This is a genomic window from Nocardioides jiangsuensis (assembly GCF_019679455.1).
Classification (GTDB): domain Bacteria; phylum Actinomycetota; class Actinomycetes; order Propionibacteriales; family Nocardioidaceae; genus Nocardioides_C; species Nocardioides_C jiangsuensis.
This window is the reverse complement of sequence record NZ_JAIEZQ010000001.1, coordinates 1,073,690-1,093,417: the sequence shown is the minus strand read 5'-3', so window position 1 is coordinate 1,093,417 and position 19,728 is coordinate 1,073,690. Positions and strand designations below refer to the sequence as shown.

The window sequence follows — 19,728 nt, the reverse complement described above, 5'->3', positions numbered from 1 at the left end:
GCAGCTCGACGGGCTCGATCCGGCCGCCGGGTCCGGGCGTCTCGATGGTGTTGTCAGTCACTGGCTATCTCTCTGGTGCGTACGACGGGGCGCGTTGCGGTGCGGTGCCATCAGATGTCGAGGAACCGGACGTCCTTGGCGTTGCGCTGGATGAAGCTGCGGCGCTGCTCGACGTCCTCGCCCATCAGCACCGAGAACATCTCGTCGGCCTGGGCGGCGTCCTCCAGGGTGACCTGGAGCAGGAGCCGGTTGTCGGGGTCGAGGGTGGTGTCCCACAGCTCGTCGGGGTTCATCTCGCCCAGACCCTTGTACCGCTGGATCGCGTTCTCCTTGGGCAGCTTCTTGCCCGCGGCGATGCCGGCGGCGGTCAGCGCGTCCCGCTCCGCGTCGGAGTAGACGAACTCGTGCTCGTGCGGCTTGTTCCAGCGCAGCCGGTACAGCGGCGGCTGCGCGAGGTAGACGTAACCGTGCTCGATGAGCGGCTTCATGAACCGGAACAGCAGGGTCAGCAGCAGCGTGCGGATGTGGTGGCCGTCGACGTCGGCGTCGGCCATCATCACGATCTTGTGGTAACGGACCTTCTCGATGTCGAACTCTTCGTGGATCCCGGTGCCAAGCGCGGAGATGATCGCCTGCACCTCGTTGTTGGCGAGCACCTTGTCGATGCGCGCCTTCTCCACGTTGAGGATCTTGCCGCGGATCGGCAGGATCGCCTGGGTCCGCGGGTCGCGGCCACCCTTGGCGGAGCCGCCGGCGGAGTCGCCCTCGACGATGAACACCTCGCACTCGGCGGGGTTCGTCGACTGGCAGTCGGCGAGCTTGCCGGGAAGACCGCCGCCGCCGAGCAGGCCCTTGCGGCTGCGGGCCAGGTCGCGGGCCTTGCGCGCGGCGATCCGGGCCGAGGCCGCGGCCTGGGCCTTGCGGACGATGTCCTTGCCCTCGGCCGGGTTCTTCTCGAGCCACTCGCCGAGCTGCTCGTTGACCACCCGCTGCACGAAGCCCTTGGCCTCGGTGTTGCCGAGCTTGGTCTTGGTCTGTCCCTCGAACTGCGGCTCGCTGAGCTTGATCGAGATGATCGCGGTCAGGCCCTCGCGGACGTCGTCGCCGGAGACCCGGTCCTCCTTCTTCTTGATCAGGCCCCACTCCTCGCCCCAGTTGTTGACCAGGGAGGTGAGCGCGGAGCGGAACCCCTCCTCGTGGGTGCCCCCCTCGTGGGTGTTGATCGTGTTCGCGAAGGTGTGCACCGACTCGGTGAAGGTGGTGTTCCACTGCATCGCGACCTCGAGGCTCATGCCGTTCTCGTTGGTCTCGGCCTCGAAGTCGATGACGGTGGGGTGCGCGTGGTCGCGGCGCTTGTTCAGGTGCTCGACGTAGTCGACGAGGCCGCGGTCGTACTTGAACACCTGCTCGCGGATGTTCGCCCCGTGCGCGGGGTGGTCCTCGCCGGCCTCCTGGTCGCGCTCACCGGAGACGGACCCCTCGGCCACCGCGTCGGCGACCTCGGCGGTGCCGCTCCGCTCGTCGCGGACGACGATCTCGAGGCCCTTGTTGAGGAAGGCCATCTCCCGGATCCGGCTGGTGATCGTCTCGAGGGAGTACGTCGTGGTCTCGAAGATGTCCTCCGAGGCCCAGTAGGTCACCGTCGTACCGGTCTCGCCGGTGGCCTCGAGCTGCTCGAGCGGCCCGTCCGGCACGCCGAGGCTGAACGTCTGCCGCCAGTGGTAGCCGCGGTTGCACACGTCGACCTGGAGCCGCGAGCTCAGCGCGTTCACCACCGAGACGCCGACGCCGTGCAGACCACCGGACACCTTGTAGCCGCCACCGCCGAACTTGCCGCCGGCGTGGAGCATGGTCAGCGCCATGGTCACCGCCGGCATCTCCTGGCCCGGGGCCGTGTCGGTGGGGATGCCGCGGCCGTTGTCGGTGACGCGGACACCGCCGTCGTCGAGCAGGGTGACCTCGATCCGGTCGCAGTGGCCGGCCAGCGACTCGTCGACCGCGTTGTCCACGATCTCCCACACCAGGTGGTGCAGGCCGCGCTCACCGGTCGAGCCGATGTACATGCCCGGACGCTTGCGGACCGCCTCGAGACCCTCGAGGACCTGGATCGCGGACGCGTCGTACTTGCCCTCCTCGACCGCGTGGCTCGATCCCGCGGGTGCGAGCGCTGCGGCGGCCTCGGCCACCGCGTCGGCGGACGGCGTCTGCGAGCTGTCTTCAGGAGCCACGAAGTTCGACCTCGATCCTCAGAGCTGTCCACCCGGGAGACGACCGAGGCGGCAGCTGATGACATAGCGAAGGTCGACCCCGGACGGGGGAACGACCCAAAGGCCAGTCTACCCCGCGACACGCCGATTTCGACGTCTCCATCCACAGGAAACCTGCACGGGTCACGCAGGAAGGCCGATTTCCGGCCTCACAGGGCATCCATGAGCGCCGCGCAGGGGAGGCGCAAGGTCCCCATACACGGGAGCGGGCCGCAGATCGGTCCTGGAGGCGTCTGCCGTCCGGGCTCGTCGGGGGTGCCCGGTCAGCCGTAGGTGTCGCGCGGACCGCGTCCGTCACGCACCGACCGGGGGCCCTTGCGCCAGGTCGGGCCGCTGGGTCCCTGGACGTCGATCAGGGTCACCGTGCCGTCCCCGAGCTCCTCGTTGAGCCGGCGCAGCACGGTCGGCGCGAGCAGCCGCATCTGGGTCGCCCAGGCGGTCGAGTCGGTGCGCACCCGCAGCTTCCCGTCGGAGAACGCCTCGGGCCGGCAGTGCTGGGCGACGTCGCGGCCGACGAGGTGGTCCCACCGCGAGAACACCCCGTGCACCCGCACGTCGGTGCCCCAGCCCTGCTCGGCGATCAACCGGCCGATGGTGTTGTCGAGCAGCTGCGGGTCCCGCTCGTCGGGGTGCGCGCCGGACGTCTTGGCGTCGGAGCGCGGGAAGCGGCGGCCGGGCCGGGCCGGGCCGCGGCGCTGGTTCTGCCTGGACGCCGCGCGCTTGGAACCCGCCAGCGACCGGGCGATGCTGCGCGCGAGGTCGAGGCCGGTGTCCTCGTGCGGCGCCTCCTCCGGCCCCTCGGGACGGGCCGGCGTCGGCGCCCCGGACGGGTCCGTCCCGGACGGGTCGGGGCGCTCGTCGTCAGTCGGCACGGGTCACCTGCCCGTCGGCCACGAGCACCCGCGCGCCCGCGAGCGCCGCCGGGACGTCGGCCGGCACCGCCGCGGTGACGAGCACCTGCTCCGCGTCGGCCACCATCTCGGCCAGCCGTTCGCGGCGCTCGGTGTCGAGCTCGGCGAAGACGTCGTCGAGGATCAGGATCGGGTCGTCGCCGCCGGCGCGCAGCAGGTCGTACGACGCCAGCCGGAGCGCCAGCGCGAAGGACCAGGACTCGCCGTGGCTGGCGTATCCCTTCACCGGCAGCGGCCCGAGCATCAGGTGCAGCTCGTCGCGGTGCGGCCCGACCAGGCTGACCCCGCGGTCCAGCTCGTCGGAGCGGCGGCGCTCCACCTCGGCCATCAGCGCCTCGGCCAGCACCGCGCGGTCGGGGAGCGGTCCCTCGGTCGGCTCCGGCAGCTCGAACGACGGCCGGTAGGCCATGGTCGCGTCGGAGCGGGTGGCCCCCCGGGCGACCGCCTCGTAGGCCTTGCCGACCAGCGGCTTGAGCTCCTCCACCAGGGCCAGCCGGGCCGCGAGGAGCTCCGCGCCGGTGCGGGCGAGGTGGGTGTCCCACACCCCGAGCGTGGACAGCGCCGCCTCCGCGCGGCTCCCGCCGGACCCGCTGCGGCGCGCGGCGCCGGCGGTCTTGAGCAGGGAGTTGCGTTGGCGCAGCACCCGGTCGTAGTCGGAGCGGACGCCGGCGTACCGGGGGGCGCGGAGCACGAGCAGGTCGTCGAGGAAGCGCCGTCGTTCCGACGGGTCGCCCTTCACCAGCGCGAGGTCCTCGGGGGAGAACAGCACGGTGCGTACCATGCCCAGCATCTCCCGGGACTTCGGCAGCGGCGACTTGTTGATCCGGGCCCGGTTGGACCTGCCGGGGTTGATCTCGATCTCGAGCAGCGCGGTGCGCTCGTCGCGGACCACGGCCGCGCGTACCACCGCCTGCTCGGCGCCGAAGCGGACCAGCGGCGCGTCGCTGGAGACCCGGTGCGAGGAGAGCCGGGCGATGTAGTCGATCGCCTCGACGACGTTCGTCTTGCCCTGCCCGTTGCGCCCGATGAACGACGTGACGCCCGGCCCGAGAGCGACCTCCGTGTCGGCGTACGACCGGAAGTCGTGCAGCGAGAGGTGGGTGACGTGCACCGGTGCCTTAGCTCTCCGCGGGTGCGGTGCCCGACCCGGACCCGGCGGCCTGCGCCGCCGGGGACTGCGCCGGCGTGCCACCGGTCGTGTCGCCGGTGGTCGGGGGAGTGCCGGCGGCGTCGGCGGAGGTGGCCGGCGCGTCGGTCCGCACCGCGTGCCCGCCGAACTGGTTGCGCATCGCGGCGACGGCCTTCATCGCCGGGCTGTCGTCCTGGCGCGAGGCGAACCGCGCGAACAGCGAGGAGGCGATGGCGTGCATCGGGACGGCGTTCTCGATCGCCGCCTCGACGGTCCAGCGGCCCTCGCCGGAGTCCTCCGCATAACCGCGGATCCCGGCGAGCTTGTCGTCGTCGTCGAGCGCGGCGACGAGCAGGTCGAGCAGCCACGAGCGGATCACGGTGCCCTCGCGCCAGGAGCGGAAGACCTCGGTGACGTTGTCGACCATGTCGACCTTGCTGAGCAGCTCGAAGCCCTCGGCGTAGGACTGCATGAGGGCGTACTCGATGCCGTTGTGGACCATCTTCGAGAAGTGCCCGGCACCGACCTTGCCCGCGTGCACCCAGCCGAACTCGCCCTCGGGCTTGAGCGCGTCGAAGACCGGCTGGACCTTGGCGATGTCATCGGGGGAACCGCCGGCCATCAGCGCGTAGCCGTTCTCCAGGCCCCACACGCCGCCGGAGACGCCGCAGTCGACGAAGCCGATGCCGTTCTCGGCGAGCAGCTCGCCGTGCACCAGGTCGTCGGTCCACCGGGAGTTGCCGCCGTCGATCACGACGTCGCCCTCGTCGAGCAGGCCCTTGAGCGTGCGCACGGTCTCGCGGGTCGGGTCTCCGGCGGGCACCATCACCCAGACCACCTTGGGGGAGGGGAGGGCGGCGACCAGGTCCTCGACGCTCTCGACGTCGCGGACGTCGGGGTTGTGGTCGAACCCGACCACGGTGTGGCCCGCGCGGCGCAGCCGCTCGCGCATGTTGCCGCCCATCTTGCCCAGGCCGATGAGTCCGAGTTCCATGTGGTGCGTTTCCTCTCCCCGTGGTCCACGGGCACGTGCTGTTCCGTCAGGCTAACCGAGGCCCGGTTGCCCCGGCCGACCGCGTCAGGACAGCAGGCGGCGGGGCATCAGCAGGTAGCGGAAGGCCAGGTCGGCGTCCGCGTCCATGGACCGTGCGCCGGCCATCACCGCGGGCTTCGAGGCCTGGGTGAAGGCGAGCTCCACGACCGGGGCCTCGATGGCGGTGAGCCCGTCGAGCAGGAACTGCGGGTTGAAGCCGGTGGTGATGTCGTCACCCTCGACCGAGGCCTCGATCGACTCCGACGCCTGCGCCTCGTCGCCGCTGCCGGCGTCGAGCGTGAGCACGCCGTCGCTGAACGCGAGCTGGACGGCGGTGTTGCGCTCGGCGACGAGCGAGACGCGCTTGACCGACTCCACGAGCGACGCCTTGTCGACCCGGGCCAGGGTCAGGTGCTCGGTCGGGAACAGCGTGCGGACCTTGGGGAACTCGCCGTCGAGGAGCCGGGTCGTCGTACGGCGGACGCCGCCGCCGGCCGAGCCCTCGAAGCCGATGATGCCCTCGCCGGCACCGGAGGTGGACAGCGCGATGGTGACCTGGCTGCCGGCGGTCAGCGACTTCGCGGTGTCCGCGAGCACCTTGGCCGGGACCAGCGCGGCCGCCGACGCGTCGGTGACGCCGGGCTCCCACGACAGCTCGCGGTGCGAGAGCCGGAAGCGGTCGGTGGCCAGCAGCGAGATGCTGGCGCCCTCGATCTCGAGCCGGACACCGGTCAGCACCGGGAGCATGTCGTCGCGGCCCGCGGCCACCACGGCCTGGGCGACGGCGGCGGCGAAGACGTCGCTGTTCACGGTGCCGGTGGCGGCCGGCATCTCGGGCAGCGCCGGGTACTCCTCGACGGGCATCGTCTGCAGGCTGAACCGGGCCGAGCCGCAGGTGAGCGAGACCTTCGCGCCGTCGATGGTCATCTCGACCGGCTTGTTGGGCAGGCTTCGGCAGATGTCGGCAAGCAGCCGGCCGGAGACCAGGGCGCGGCCCTCGTCGGTCACGTCGGCGGGCAGCGTGGCGCGCGCGGAGGTCTCGTAGTCGAACGTCGACAGCACGAGACCGTCGTCGGTGGTCTCGATGAGCAGGCCGGCAAGGACCGGGACGCTCGGCCGGACCGGGAGGCTGCGCGCAGCCCAGGCCACGGCGTCGGCAAGGACGTCGCGCTCGACGCGGAACTTCACTGGGGTTCGCCTCCATGCGTGGTCAGCAGTGCGGGAGTGAATCCTGCCATGAGCCGACGTGGACCGGCAGGGGTAGTGGGTATCTGGTGATCTCGGCGGTGGTCGGGCCGGCACCTGGTCGGGAGGGGTTGTCCCCAGGAAGAGGGCCGGTAGAAGTTTCCGGGCGAGGTAGATGTCATTGGGCTCATCGTCTTCATAGCATCCGTGGATACTGTGGAGAACTCACGTTTTCCCAGGTCAGCGGCCGTTTTTCCGTCCCCAGGGGGTGTGGAGGGCGTCGTGACAAGTCCGGGTGGGTTGTGTACGGCGGCCGGCCGTCCCGTCGTACCGCCCAGGTTGTCCACACGCTATCCCGGGATGAATGACAAGACTCCACACCCGCGTCCCCAGCGAGAACCCCGGAAAAGTTGTCGTTCGCGGGGCTCGCCAGGAGGGGAGTCACACCTGTCGGGCCTGCTGCTTGATCCGGTTGGTGAGCTCGGTGACCTGGTTGTAGACGCTGCGACGCTCGGCGAGCAGCTGACGGATCTTCTTGTCGGCGTGCATGACCGTCGTGTGGTCGCGACCGCCGAACTGCTGGCCGATCTTGGGCAGGGACAGGTCGGTGAGCTCACGGCACAGGTACATCGCAATCTGCCGCGCGGTGACCAGCACCCGGCTCCGGCTCGAGCCGCACAGGTCGTCGATGGAGAGGCCGAAGTAGGCGGCGGTCTGCGCGATGATCAGCGCCGCGCTGATCTCGGGCTCCCCGCCCTCGGGGATCAGGTCCTTGAGCACGATCTCGGCGAGAGTCAGGTCCACCGGCTGCCGGTTCAGGCTGGCGAACGCGGTGACCCGGATCAGCGCGCCCTCGAGCTCGCGGATGTTGGTCTGGATCTTGCTGGCGATGAACTCGAGCACGTCCGGCGGCGCGGTCATCCGCTCGATGGCGGCCTTCTTGCGGAGGATCGCGATCCGGGTCTCGAGGTCCGGCGGCTGCACGTCGGTGATCAGGCCCCACTCGAACCGGTTGCGCAGCCGGTCCTCGAGCGCCTCGAGCCGCTTCGGTGCCCGGTCGGAGGTGATCACGATCTGCTTGTTCGCGTTGTGGAGGGTGTTGAACGTGTGGAAGAACTCCTCCTGCGTCTGGATCTTCCCCTCCAGGAACTGGATGTCGTCGATCAGCAGGACGTCGACGTCGCGGTAGCGGCGCTGGAACGTCGCGGCCTTGTCGTCCCGGATCGCGTTGATGAACTCGTTGGTGAACTCCTCGCTCGACACGTACCGGACCCGGGCACCGTTGAAGAGGCTGCGCACGTAGTGACCGATGGCGTGCAGGAGGTGGGTCTTGCCCAGACCCGAGTCGCCGTAGATCAGCAGCGGGTTGTAGGCCTTGCCCGGTGCCTCGGCCACCGCCACCGCGGCGGCGTGGGCGAACCGGTTCGAGGACCCGATCACGAAGGTCTCGAAGATGTACTTGGGGTTCAGCCGGGTCTCGAGCACGTTGCCCGGACCCGAGGAGGACGTCGGCACGGGGCCGGTGGGCGCCGCCGACGAGGCCAGCGGCGTCGGGATATCAAGGGGATTTGTCGACAAGTCGATCTGTGGATTCATCGTCAGTGATGCGTCGCCGGTGCGGCCGTCGGTCACCGGCGGCTTCGCCGAGGTCTCCAGGTCGGGGTCGACCGTCACCGCGATCCGGACCTGAAGGCCCAGCGCGTCGGTGAGGCTGTCCTCGAGCCGGGTGCGCAGCCGGCCCTCGAGCTGGTTGCGGGTGAACTCGTCGGCGACCGCGATGATCGCGGTGTTCTCGTGCACCGTCACCGGTCGGCTGGCCGCGAGCCAGGCCCGCTGGTTCGGCGGGAGGTCGTCGACCAGGGTCACCCACACCGAGGCCAGGTCGGTGCCGCGGTCGGCGCGCCGCGTGGAGCGGTGGGCGGGGACGTGCTCGCCGGAGTCGTCATCCCAGGCGCCGTCCCGGTGGTGGTCGCGCCGGTTGTCCCGTCCGCCGTCGTAGGGGTCGTCGTGGTGAGTCTCACGCCGGGCCCCGTGTCCGAGGCCGTCTCCGCCGAAGTGTGCTGGTCTCTCGTCCACGCGGGTCTCCCCACTCCATTTCCATGCAAGTCATCGTTCGGCAGATCCGTCAGGGTGGTCCCCCTGGCACCGGAGGAACGGGTGCGGCCCGGATCACTGGGTCCACACCTTTGTCCACAGGTTGTGCATGCCGTCCCCGCGTTGCTTCGGGGACCTGTCGAGGCCGGTCGAGCTCCACACCTCGGCGCCAGCGTCATGCCTGGTCAGAGGGGCATTCGCCGGATTTCCACCATCGATCAGGGGAGCCGGGGAGATGCGGGTGAAGAGAGACCGAGGGGAATCTCGGGCTCGCTGACGCTAACAACCGGCGTGCCTGTGGATCAAGCCGTTGTCCACAGGCATGGTAGACACCGGATCGTGGTGGTGTGGCCGGTTTGCCGTGGTTCGTCACGGCGTGGCACCGTGACAGCGGGACGCGGCCGTGCGACGGTGACCGATTCGGGTGCCGCCGCGGCGGACCGGCCGCCGGTTTGACCCCCTACCACGGCTCCGCGTACCGTTGTGCGGTCGAACCGGTGTCGACCGGTGCCGCATGTCCACGGACAACCAGCAGGACTCGCTCACCCGAGGGAGGACGGCTGGTTCGCCGCGGGTGGGCGGTGCCAGCCGAACAGGCACACTGCACTGACGCTGACCCGGTCCGAGAACATCCTGGACTTCATCCCCGAAACCGGAGAGCAAACTCGTGAGCAAGCGTACGTTCCAGCCGAACAACCGTCGTCGTCACAAGACGCACGGTTTCCGTCTGCGGATGCGCACCCGCGCCGGCCGCGCCATCCTGGCGTCGCGCCGCCGCAAGGGCCGCAACCGCCTGGCCGCCTGATCCCCGCGTCCAACTCGTTGCGTTGACCCGTCGGCCGCCCCACCGGGGCGCCGCGTGCTGACACGGGAAAGCCGGCTCACCTCGAGCCAGCTGTTCTCGTGGGCGGTCCGCACCGGGCGCCGAGCGGGCACCAGCACCCTGGTGCTCCACCTGGCCGTCCCCTCCACGGAGACGGCCGGCCGCCGGCCCCAGGTGGGGTTCGTGGTCAGCAAGGCCGTCGGGCCGGCTGTGACACGGAACCTGGTGAAACGCCGCCTTCGACACCTAGCCCGGGAGCGACTCTCGTCGCTGCCGGGCTCTGGCGTGCTCGTGGTCAGGGCGCTGCCGCCCGCCGCCACGGCGTCGTACGCCGTGCTCGGCGACGACTTCGACCGCGCTCTGGACCGCCTCGAGCGCCGCTCCCAGACCGGCGGCGGCCGATGAAGTACATCCTGATCGGCCTGCTGCGTGCCTACCGGTTCGCGATCAGCCCGCTGTACGGCCAGGTCTGCCGCTACCACCCCTCCTGCTCCGCCTACGCTCTCGAAGCGGTGACGGTCCACGGCAGCATCCGCGGCAGCTGGTACGCCGTACGCCGGCTGGCCCGCTGCCACCCGTGGGCCGCCGGGGGCTACGACCCCGTTCCCCCCTCTGACAACCAGCACCACCAGACTCGAGGAGCCTGAGTGTTCGACTTCTTCGGTGACATCGGCAGCTTCATCATGGCGCCGCTGTACTGGATCACCTCCGTCATCCTGACCGGGTTCCACTCGCTCTTCGGGCGCCTCTTCGGCGAGGAGTCGGGCTGGGCCTGGGCGCTGTCGATCGTGGGCCTGACCCTGGTGATCCGTGCCGCGCTGATCCCGCTGTTCGTCAAGCAGATCAAGTCCAGCCGGAACATGCAGCTGCTGCAGCCCAAGGTGAAGGAGCTGCAGAAGAAGTACGGGCACGACCGCGAGCGCCTGTCGCGGGAGACGATGGCGCTGTACAAGGAGACCGGGACCAACCCGTTCGCCTCCTGCCTGCCCATCCTGCTCCAGATGCCGATCTTCCTCGCCCTGTTCCGGCTGCTCGACCAGGCCTCCAAGGAGAACCCCAAGGGCGTCCTCACGCTCGAGCAGGCCCGCCAGTTCGGTGAGTCGACGCTGTTCGGCGCGCACATCGCGGACACCTTCCTCTCCACCGACGACTGGAACGTGCGCGTGCTGGCGCTGGTCCTGGTGCTCGCGATGACCGCGACCACGTTCCTCACCCAGCGCCAGCTGATGAGCAAGAACATGCCGGCGGACGCGCTGACCGGGCCCTACGCCCAGCAGCAGAAGATGCTGCTCTACGTGCTGCCCCTGGTCTTCGCCGTCGGCGGTATCGCGTTCCCGATTGGCGTGCTGATCTACTGGACCACGTCGAACCTGTGGACGATGGGCCAGCAGTTCTACGTGATCCGCAACAACCCCGCTCCGGGTACGCCCGCCGCCGCGGCCAAGGCCGAACGCGTCGCTCACAAGGCCGCCCGCAAGGGCAAGCCGGTCCAGCCGATCGAGACCGACGAGGCGAAGCCGGAGACGGAGGCGCCGAAGCCCGCGCCCCGCCAGCAGCCCAAGAAGCAGACCCGGAGCCAGCGCAAGAGCCAGCGGCCGCGACCGCAGGGCAACCCGGGTGCCGCCTCGGGAGAGACCGACTCCGGCGCGCAGCAGGACCCGGACGTCGGCGACAACCCGGACGACGTCCCCGGCGGCGACCCGCAGAAGCCCGGCGCGTAGCCACCCCCTGACCTCCACCCGTACATCAGCCCAAGGAGCACGACGTGAGTGACGACACCAGCACCGGCGAGGAGACCGCGGCCCAGCCGGAGACCCTGAGCCGCACCGAGCGACTCGAGCAGGAGGGCGACATCGCCGCCGACTACCTCGAGGAGCTGCTCGACATCGCCGACCTCGACGGCGACCTGGACATGGACGTCGAGGGTGACCGCGCCGCGGTGTCCATCGTCGGGGCCGACCTGAGCCAGCTCGTCGGTCGGAACGGCGAGGTCTTGGAGGCACTGCAGGAGCTCACCCGCCTCGCGGTGTACCGCGAGACCGGCGAGCGCTCCCGGCTGATGCTGGACATCAGCGGCTACCGCGCGGCGCGCCGCGAGGCGCTGGAGAAGCTGGCGGCGGAGACGGCGGCGATGGTCAAGGAGTCCGGCGAGCCGGTCGCTCTCGACCCGATGTCCCCGTTCGAGCGCAAGGTGGTGCACGACGCCATCGCCGAGGCGGGCCTCAAGTCCGAGTCCGAGGGCGTCGAGCCTCGCCGGCACGTCGTCGTCCTGCCGGCCTGATCGGGGCGAGATGATCTCTTCGTGAGCGACTCCGTTTCACGTGAAACACCCCCGCCGCCGGCCTCGGCTGCGGGGGTGTTCTCAACTCACCTGCCGCTGGCGGTCCGGTACGCCGACCTGTTGGCCACTGACGGTGTGGTCCGTGGCCTGATCGGTCCGCGCGAGGTCCCGCGCCTGTGGGAGCGCCACCTGGTGAACTGCGCTCTCCTCGGCCGCGCCATCCCGGAGGGGACGGACGTCTGCGACATCGGAAGCGGTGCCGGGCTCCCAGGACTCGTGCTCGCGCTGGCGCGGCCGGACCTGTCGGTGACCCTGGTCGAGCCCCTGCTGCGGCGCACCGCTTTCCTCGACGAGGCCGTGCAGGCACTGGGCCTCGACAACGTCGAGGTGGTCCGCGCGCGGGCCGAGGAGCTGCACGGCCACCGCGAGTTCTCCGTGGTGACCTCCCGCGCGGTCGCGCCGTTGGACCGACTGCTCGGCTGGTCGATGCCCCTCGTCCGCGAGGGTGGCGCTCTGGTGGCGATGAAGGGGTCGTCGGTTCAGGAGGAGATCGTCACGGCGAAGACGGCGCTGCGCAGGTACGGCGCCGGCGCGGTGACCGTGGTCGAGTACGGGTCGGACCTGATCGATCCGCCGACCACGGTGCTCCGGGTGGAGGCGACCAGACCGTCCCGGTTAGGTTTGGACGCGCTACGCCCCTCGCGCAGCGCCCGTCGCGCCACGAAGTCCCCCACTCCCCGCACCTCACGCACGAAGAAGGGCCGGTGACCGGTGCCCACGCCCCCGCCCACCTCTGACCCCACCCCTGATCGGTCGACGCAGACTGCCGGCGCCGGGGCGGACACCACGTCCGGCACGCCGGAGGTGTCGGGGACATCGGGAACGTCGGCGTCGCGCCCGCTCTCCCGTGGCCGCGACCGGGATATCCACCACGGGGGACAGCCTGTGGACAAGTCCCTCCTGGGTGGCGGACGCACCGCCGGTGCACCCCCAGGGCCGAGAGTCGTCAGTGGCCTGGGGTGGCCGGAAAGTGCCGATTCAGGCACATATGGGGGGCTGGGATGGCCGGGTGACGAGAGATACCCACAGAATCCACAGATTCATCCACAGTCGGTGATGTCGCTCCCGTCTGAGCCCGTTTCACGTGAAACGCTGGTCTCACGTGAGACAGCAAGTGCTCCGCCCGAACCGGTCTCAGAGGATCAGGCAGAGTCGCCCGTTTCACGTGAAACAGAATCCGCAGCCGACGCAGCACCCGCCGAGGAGAACACCGTGAACCAGTCCGAGCCGATGGATGCCACCCGCTTCGGGCCGTATCCCGCGCCGGGCACCTCGGCCTACCGGACGGCGGCCGACGTCGCCGCGCACAGCCTTGCTGTCGCCGACGAGTCCACGCCGATGGCCCGCTCCGTCGAGCACCAGCTGCTCGTGCGCGAGGGGCGCAGGCTTCGCGAGCCGCTTCCGCGGCCGAAGCGTGCGCGGGTGATGGTCGTGGCCAACCAGAAGGGCGGCGTCGGCAAGACGACGTCCACGGTCAACATGGCGGCGGCGCTCGCCCAGCACGGCCTGCGCGTGCTCGTGGTCGACCTGGACCCGCAGGGCAACGCCTCCACGGCGTTGTCGATCGACCACCACCGCGGGACCCCCTCGACCTACGACGCGCTCGTCGACGGCGTGCCGCTGACCGAGATCGTCCAGGAGAGCCCCGAGGTGCCGGGGCTGTTCGTCGTGCCGGCCACGATCGACCTGGCGGGCGCCGAGATCGAGCTGGTCAGCCTCGTCGCCCGGGAGAGCCGGCTGCGCAAGGCGATCATGGCCTACCCGCCGGTGACCGCCGAGGACGAGGACCGGCTCGACTACGTCCTGATCGACTGCCCACCGTCGCTCGGGCTGCTCACGCTGAACGCGCTGGTGGCCGGCGAGGAGATGTTGATCCCGATCCAGGCGGAGTACTACGCGCTCGAAGGTCTCGGCCAGCTGCTGGAGACGGTCGAGATGGTCAGGGCGCACCTGAACCCGGAGCTCGCCATCTCCACCATCCTGCTCACCATGTACGACGCCCGCACCCGCCTGGCGGCCGGTGTGGCCGAGGAGGTCCGCAGCCACTTCGGCGACCAGGTGCTGCGGACGGCGATTCCTCGCTCGGTGCGGATCTCCGAGGCGCCGAGCTACGGGCAGAGCGTGATGACCTACGATCCTGGTTCCCCGGGCGCACTCAGCTACCTCGAAGCTGCCCGTGAGATGGCCCTCAAAGGAGCGAACGCATGACCTCGAAGCACCAGCAGCGACGCGGGCTCGGCCGCGGACTCGGATCGTTGATCCCGACCGCGCCCCCGACGCAGCCGGCGTCGACGCCGCGCTTCCCTGCCGCTCCTGAGCACGCGGAGGACGGCCAAACGGATCAGTCGGCCACCGGCGCTGACGCGGCGTCACCGGCTGGTGCAGAGGCGTTTTCGCAGGTCAGCGGGCCGGTGACCGCCCCGGACGCGACGTACGGCTCCGGGAACGGCTCCGCGCCGGGCCGCCCGGGCGAGTCCGCCGGGTCCGGGGACGGCGACACCGCTGCGGGTCAGAACGGCTCTTCCGCCCCGACCGCCGGGTCGGTGACCACTGACTCGGGTGGCACCGACGGCGGCGCCTCCTCGGGGACGGGTGTCGACACCCCCAGCGAAGCCGGCGACGCCACGTCGGGCCGCGCGGGCACGGACGACGGGTCCGGCCTCGTCCCCGTGGCCGGCGCCTACTTCGCCGAGCTCCCCGTCACGCAGATCTCCCCGAACCCGCGGCAGCCGCGCCAGGTCTTCGAGGAGGAGGCGATGGCGGAGCTGGTGCATTCGGTCCGCGAGATCGGCCTGCTCCAGCCGGTGGTGGTCCGTCAGACCGGTGACGGTGCTTACGAGCTGATCATGGGTGAGCGTCGTTGGCGCGCCACCCAGGAGGCGGGCCTGGAGACGATCCCGGCGATCGTCAGGGACACCGGCGACGACGCGCTGCTCCGGGACGCGCTCCTGGAGAACCTGCACCGTTCGCAGCTCAACCCGCTCGAGGAGGCGGCCGCCTACGAGCAGCTGCTCGACGACTTCGGGTGCACGCACGAGGAGCTCGCCACCCGGATCGGCCGCAGCCGGCCGCAGATCTCCAACACGCTGCGTCTCCTGCGCCTCTCGCCCGCCGTGCAGCGCCGGGTGGCCGCCGGCGTGCTCTCCGCCGGGCACGCCCGCGCCCTGCTCGCCGTCACCGACAGCGACGTCCAGGACCGACTGGCGGCCCGGGTCATCGCCGAGGGCATCTCGGTGCGCGGGCTGGAGGAGATCGTCGCGGTCGGTGAGTACGGCAAGGACCGGCCTCGGGCGCGAGCCCGCAAGCCGCACGCACCGGCCCTGGCCGATCTGGCCTCCCGGCTGTCGGACAGGTTCGAGACCCGGGTCAAGGTCGACCTCGGCAAGTCCAAGGGCAAGATCACCGTGGAGTTCGCCTCCATCCCCGACCTGGAGCGGATTGTGTCCATTCTGGACCCGAAGAACGACAGGCCGATCTAGTGGCTTAACCACTAAACGACAAAGCGACAAGTCGCTTTGTCGACAAAAACATAAAGTGATAGATCGCGGAATCGGCAAGGCGCAGGCTCATTCGGTGGCCGGACCGCCGAGTGCCGCGACCAGGGAGCGCTCCCGCTCCGGGCTGAGCCCCGCCTTGCGGGCCCGGTGCAGCCCGAGCTCGACCTCCCACCGCAGACTGTCGTCCACGGTGTCACCCAGGGGGCGCGTGGTCAGTCCCGAGGCGGTCGCGGCGGTGTTGCTGCGCGCCATCAGCCCGGCGTAGTCCGGGCGCGGAAGCCACAGTGGCAGCGACTCCGGGCCCATCCACGGGCTCACCTCCCGCTCCTGGAGCCAGGGGTCGCTGCTCTCCACGATGGGCGACCCGTTCCCGGTCGCCGTCACGCACGCCTCGAGCACGTCACGGAAGACGTGCGGCTCGCCGACGGCGTCCACGGTGCCGGCCGTGCGTGACTCGGCGCAGAGCACCAGCCAGCGGGCGAGGTCGGCCACGTCGACCACCTGCACCGGCCCGTCCAGGGGCGGGACCAGCACGGCCCCGTGGGACTCGGTCGCGAACCGGGCCGGCCAGTACCCGAAGCGGTCGCTGGTGTCCCCGTAGCCCGCGATCAGGCCGGCGCGGGCGATGAGTAGCCGGTCCGCCTGCACGGCGTCCCGGCTCGCTGTTTCACATGAAACCTTCGCGGCGCCGTACTCCTCGATCGGCGCCTCCCCCCGACCGGTCCAACCGTCCACCACGGCGGCGCTCTCGTCGTGACCGGGCGTGCCGTGGTCGGCGTACACCGAGCACGACGAGACGAGGATCCAGTGCGCGGCCCGCGTCGCGAGCGCGGAGAGCGCCGAGCGGGCGAGCTCGGGCTGCCAGGTGAGGTCCAGGACGGCGTCCCAGTCGCTGTCCGCCACCCCGTCGTAGGCGCCGTCCTGCCAGCGGTCGGCGACGACGTGGCGGACCTGGCCGGGGACCGCTCCGGAGAAGCCGCGCGCCAGGCAGGTCACCTCGTGACCACGGCGCCGGGCCAGGTCAGCGACCGTCCCGCCGAGCCAGGACGTGCCACCCAGGACGAGCAGGCGCAGGGCCGGGGGCGCGGACGTCGTCTGCGCCTCCGGCGCCGGTTCGAGATCGCCGTCGGCCGGTCGCGAGGCCGTGGCCGGCGTGCCGTCGAGGGTCTTCGCGCTGGTGTCCAGGGAGTTCATCGCCTCAGCGAAGCACTCCCACGGCGCCGGTCGCCACCGCTTTCACCCGCAGCGAACGAGTCAGGATCCGCTGGGGACCGCTGCCGGGGCGGTCGCGGCGCGGTGCAGGCGCAGGCCGCGGATCTCCTCCACGAGCAGCGCCGCGAAGGCCAGGCACTCGGCGGCGAGGAAGGCCCAGACGGTGCGGTCGAGAGGGGCGAGCGCGAACGTCGCCGCAAACGTGGCAGCCCCGCCGAGAAGCCCCACCGTCCAGCCGCGGGCGACCGCGTGGGTGCGGTTCTGGGCCAGGATCGTCAGCGTGACCACCAGGTTGGCGAGCGCCACCGCGCTGCCGACGGCCACCACGGTCGCCACGCCGGCGCTCAGCACGATGTCCTGGCCGAAGATCAGCCGGACCAGCCACGGCCCCAGGGTCGCGCCGATCAGCGCCGCGGCCCCCACGCCGAGGAGGGCGAGCCCGACGACGGCCAGGCGGACCTTGCGCAGGGTGCCGTGGTGGCCGCCTACGAGCAGCGCGGTGAGGCGGCCGGTGACCTGGGCGACCAGCCCGATGGCGAGCGTGTACGGCGCCCGGAACAGCGCCAGGCCCGCGAAGAGCGCGGTGACCTGGGCCGCGCTGCCCCCGCTGAGCGCGAGGACCACCGGGCCGCCGGTGAGCACGGCCTGGCCGATCAGCTGACCGCCGGCCGCACCGGAGAGGAAGGCCAACGGTGACTCTGCCGGTCCGCCGTGCTGCTCGCGGCCGAACCGGATCGCCGAGGGCCACAGGAGGCCGACCAGCGAACCGGCCGCCAGGCAGATGCCGAAGCCGATGTTGGCCTCGACGCCGACGATCACGAGCACGGTCGCTGCGAGGACCCGGGAGCCGTTCTCCGCCACGAGGGCCCACGCGTTGCTGACGAAGCGGTGCCGCGCCGCCAGCCCGCCGCGGACCACGCCGATGAAGCCGGAGCCCAGGGTCACCCAGGCCACCAGCAGCGGGAACCAGGCGTCCTCCCGGTGGAAGAGGGGATCGCGGCCCAGCCAGGCCAGCACGCCGGACAGCGCGGCCGCACCCCCGACGAACAGCACCACGCGAGGCATCGCGCTCCGCACGGCTCCCTCACCGTCGTGGGCAGCCACCGACCGGGCGATCCAGTGCTGGAGCGGGAACGTGAGCACCGCCGCGGCGAAGCTCCAGTAGGTCCACAGCACCGAGACCGCGGCCGCGTCGTCCGGACCGAGATGACGGGTCGCGAGGGCGAAGAAGACATAGGCGAGAAGACCACTGACAGCCGAACCTGCGGCCAGTGCCGTCGTGTCGCGCAATCTGAGCCGCATGGGGTCAAAGTCTACCGTCCGGGGTCGGTAGGCTGCCGCCATGAAGATCCTCGTCACCGGCGGCGCCGGGTTCATCGGCAGCCACTACGTCCGCACCATCCTCGGCGACGCCTGGGGGCTCTCGAAGCCCAGCCAGGTCATCGTCCTCGACAAGCTGACGTACGCCGGCAGCCTCACCAACCTCGCCACGGTGCGAGAAGACGAGCGCCTGCGCTTCGTCGAGGGCGACATCCTCGACCGGGTCCTCGTCGACGAGCTGATGCAGCAGGCCGACGTGGTCGTCCACTTCGCGGCGGAGAGCCACGTGGACCGCTCGATCATGGGCGCCGCCGACTTCGTGATGACCAACGTCGTGGGCACCCAGACCCTGCTCGACTCCGCCCTCGAGCACGGCGTCGAGAAGTTCGTGCACGTCTCCACCGACGAGGTCTACGGCTCGATCTCCGAGGGCAGCTGGGACGAGAACCAGCCGCTGGAGCCGAACTCGCCCTACTCCGCCTCCAAGGCGTCGAGCGACCTGATCGCCCGCTCCTACTACCGCACCCACCAGCTCCCGGTGTGCGTGACGCGGTGCTCGAACAACTACGGGCCCTACCAGTTCCCCGAGAAGGTCATCCCGCTCTTCGTGACCAACCTCATCGACGGTCAGACGGTCCCGCTGTACGGCGAGGGCAGCAACGTGCGCGACTGGCTGCACGTCGACGACCACTGCCGCGGCATCCACCTGGTCCTGGAGAAGGGTCGGTTGGGGGAGGTCTACAACATCGGCGGCGGCACCGAGCTCACCAACAAGGAGCTCACCGGCCGGCTCCTCGACGCGTGCGGCGCCGGCTGGGACAGCGTGGTGAACGTCGAGGACCGCAAGGGCCACGACCTGCGCTACTCGGTCTCGATCGACAAGATCCGCAGCGAGCTCGGCTACGAGCCGGCCGTGGACTTCGAGCAGGGCCTCGCCGACACGGTGCGCTGGTACGCCGAGAACCGCGCCTGGTGGGAGCCGCTGAAGGAGCGCGCGCAGCTGGCGCGCTAGCCCCTCAGGCCTGCGGGGTACGGCGGCGCCGCGGGATGTCGCGCCGCTCGAGCAGCTGCACCAGGTAGTCGCCGTACCCGCTCTTGAGCATCGCCTCGGCGCGGTCGCGGAGCTCCTCGTCGCTGAGGAACCCCTGCCGCCAGGCGACCTCCTCCGGCGAGCCGATCTTGAGGCCCTGGCGGCTCTCCACGGTGCGGATGAAGTTGCTGGCGTCGTTGAGCGACTCGAAGGTGCCGGTGTCGAGCCACGCGGTGCCGCGGGCGAGCACGTGCACGTGCAGGTCGCCGCGCTCGAGATAGACCCGGTTGATGTCGGTGATCTCGTACTCACCGCGCGCGGAGGGCTCGAGGTCGCGCGCGATGTGCACCACGTCGTTGTCGTAGAAGTAGAGCCCGGGGACGGCGTAGTTGCTCCGCGGCTTCTCCGGCTTCTCCTCCAGCGACAGCGCGATCCCGGAGCCGTCGAACTCCACGACGCCGTACGCGGTGGGGTCGTCCACCCAGTAGGCGAACACCGCGGCCCCGTCGAGCTGGGCGAACCGCTCGAGCTGGAGGCCGAGGCCCTGGCCGTAGAAGATGTTGTCGCCGAGGACGAGCGCCACCCGCTCGTCGCCGATGAAGTCCGCGCCGATCGTGAACGCCTGGGCGAGGCCCTTGGGCTCCGGCTGCTGGGCGTAGGTGAACGACACGCCGAACCGGGAGCCGTCGCCGAGCAGCCGCTCGAAGCCCTCCGCCTCGTGCGGCGTGGTGATCACGAGGATCTCCCGGATCCCGGCCAGCAGCAGCGTGGACAGCGGGTAGTAGATCATCGGCTTGTCGTACACCGGCATGAGCTGCTTGCTGACGCCGAGCGTGATCGGGTGGAGCCGGGTGCCGGCGCCGCCGGCCAGGATGATGCCTCGCAT

At 70.8% G+C, this 19,728-nt stretch carries 17 protein-coding genes and 1 pseudogene; 9 read left to right on the top strand and 9 right to left on the bottom strand.

What is annotated here, in order from left to right; translation table 11 throughout:
* Positions 1 to 110 precede the first annotated feature (110 nt).
* The 6 genes and pseudogenes from gyrB to dnaA all read right to left on the bottom strand — a co-directional run bounded on the left by gyrB (position 111) and on the right by dnaA (position 8,397).
* Positions 111 to 2,186: a DNA topoisomerase (ATP-hydrolyzing) subunit B gene (gene gyrB, locus K1X13_RS05055; protein WP_221024591.1), complete on the bottom strand. Its 2,076-nt coding sequence runs from the start codon at positions 2,184 to 2,186 to the stop codon at positions 111 to 113.
* A gap of 344 nt (positions 2,187 to 2,530) precedes the next feature.
* Positions 2,531 to 3,139, bottom strand: coding sequence for a DciA family protein (locus tag K1X13_RS05050; protein ID WP_221023893.1), 609 nt, complete (start codon positions 3,137 to 3,139; stop codon positions 2,531 to 2,533).
* A complete protein-coding gene (recF, locus tag K1X13_RS05045) occupies positions 3,129 to 4,289 on the bottom strand; it encodes a DNA replication/repair protein RecF (protein ID WP_221023892.1) in 1,161 nt (386 codons plus the stop codon). The genes K1X13_RS05050 and recF overlap by 11 nt, the downstream gene beginning before the upstream one ends.
* 7 nt (positions 4,290 to 4,296) lie before the next feature.
* A pseudogene (gene gnd / locus K1X13_RS05040) lies at positions 4,297 to 5,319 on the bottom strand (phosphogluconate dehydrogenase (NAD(+)-dependent, decarboxylating)); the annotation flags it as partial.
* Positions 5,320 to 5,385: 66 nt separating this feature from the next.
* Positions 5,386 to 6,528 (bottom strand): DNA polymerase III subunit beta, encoded by a 1,143-nt coding sequence (gene dnaN / locus K1X13_RS05035; protein ID WP_221023890.1) that lies wholly within the window; start codon positions 6,526 to 6,528, stop codon positions 5,386 to 5,388.
* A 438-nt stretch (positions 6,529 to 6,966) separates the two neighbouring features.
* Entirely contained in the window at positions 6,967 to 8,397 is a 1,431-nt protein-coding gene (gene dnaA / locus K1X13_RS05030) for a chromosomal replication initiator protein DnaA (protein WP_372450682.1), read from the bottom strand.
* 889 nt (positions 8,398 to 9,286) lie between these two features.
* On the opposite strand from dnaA, the gene rpmH reads away from it, so the two are divergent.
* The 8 genes from rpmH to K1X13_RS19020 all read left to right on the top strand — a co-directional run bounded on the left by rpmH (position 9,287) and on the right by K1X13_RS19020 (position 15,262).
* Complete coding sequence (rpmH, locus tag K1X13_RS05025) at positions 9,287 to 9,424, top strand: 50S ribosomal protein L34 (RefSeq protein ID WP_221023889.1); 138 nt, start codon at positions 9,287 to 9,289, stop codon at positions 9,422 to 9,424.
* 54 nt (positions 9,425 to 9,478) lie between these two features.
* Positions 9,479 to 9,847, top strand: a complete 369-nt coding sequence (gene rnpA, locus K1X13_RS05020) for a ribonuclease P protein component (protein WP_221023888.1) — start codon at positions 9,479 to 9,481, stop codon at positions 9,845 to 9,847.
* Entirely contained in the window at positions 9,844 to 10,089 is a 246-nt protein-coding gene (gene yidD, locus K1X13_RS05015; protein WP_221023887.1) for a membrane protein insertion efficiency factor YidD, read from the top strand. The genes rnpA and yidD overlap by 4 nt, the downstream gene beginning before the upstream one ends.
* Before the next feature lie 36 nt (positions 10,090 to 10,125).
* Entirely contained in the window at positions 10,126 to 11,163 is a 1,038-nt protein-coding gene (yidC, locus tag K1X13_RS05010) for a membrane protein insertase YidC (protein WP_225914780.1), read from the top strand.
* Positions 11,164 to 11,258: 95 nt separating this feature from the next.
* Complete coding sequence (locus K1X13_RS05005; RefSeq protein ID WP_225914779.1) at positions 11,259 to 11,723, top strand: Jag family protein; 465 nt, start codon at positions 11,259 to 11,261, stop codon at positions 11,721 to 11,723.
* Between the two features lie 75 nt (positions 11,724 to 11,798).
* Entirely contained in the window at positions 11,799 to 12,491 is a 693-nt protein-coding gene (gene rsmG / locus K1X13_RS05000; protein ID WP_308249401.1) for a 16S rRNA (guanine(527)-N(7))-methyltransferase RsmG, read from the top strand.
* 504 nt (positions 12,492 to 12,995) lie between these two features.
* On the top strand, positions 12,996 to 13,991 hold the full coding sequence (locus tag K1X13_RS04995) for a ParA family protein (protein ID WP_372450666.1): 996 nt from the start codon (positions 12,996 to 12,998) through the stop codon (positions 13,989 to 13,991).
* Positions 13,992 to 14,194: 203 nt separating this feature from the next.
* Positions 14,195 to 15,262, top strand: coding sequence for a ParB/RepB/Spo0J family partition protein (locus K1X13_RS19020; RefSeq protein WP_308249400.1), 1,068 nt, complete (start codon positions 14,195 to 14,197; stop codon positions 15,260 to 15,262).
* 87 nt (positions 15,263 to 15,349) lie between these two features.
* On the opposite strand, the gene K1X13_RS04985 is transcribed toward K1X13_RS19020, so the two are convergent.
* Positions 15,350 to 16,474, bottom strand: coding sequence for an NAD-dependent epimerase/dehydratase family protein (locus K1X13_RS04985; RefSeq protein ID WP_225914522.1), 1,125 nt, complete (start codon positions 16,472 to 16,474; stop codon positions 15,350 to 15,352).
* 60 nt (positions 16,475 to 16,534) lie between these two features.
* Complete coding sequence (locus K1X13_RS04980; protein ID WP_221023882.1) at positions 16,535 to 17,794, bottom strand: lipopolysaccharide biosynthesis protein; 1,260 nt, start codon at positions 17,792 to 17,794, stop codon at positions 16,535 to 16,537.
* A gap of 40 nt (positions 17,795 to 17,834) precedes the next feature.
* Here K1X13_RS04980 and rfbB point away from each other — a divergent pair, with 40 nt between their 5' ends.
* The gene (rfbB, locus tag K1X13_RS04975) at positions 17,835 to 18,824 is read left to right on the top strand and encodes a dTDP-glucose 4,6-dehydratase (protein WP_221023881.1); all 990 of its coding nucleotides are present in this window, start codon (positions 17,835 to 17,837) and stop codon (positions 18,822 to 18,824) included.
* A 4-nt stretch (positions 18,825 to 18,828) separates the two neighbouring features.
* Here rfbB and rfbA read toward each other — a convergent pair whose 3' ends face one another.
* Positions 18,829 to 19,728: a glucose-1-phosphate thymidylyltransferase RfbA gene (gene rfbA / locus K1X13_RS04970; protein ID WP_221023880.1), complete on the bottom strand. Its 900-nt coding sequence runs from the start codon at positions 19,726 to 19,728 to the stop codon at positions 18,829 to 18,831.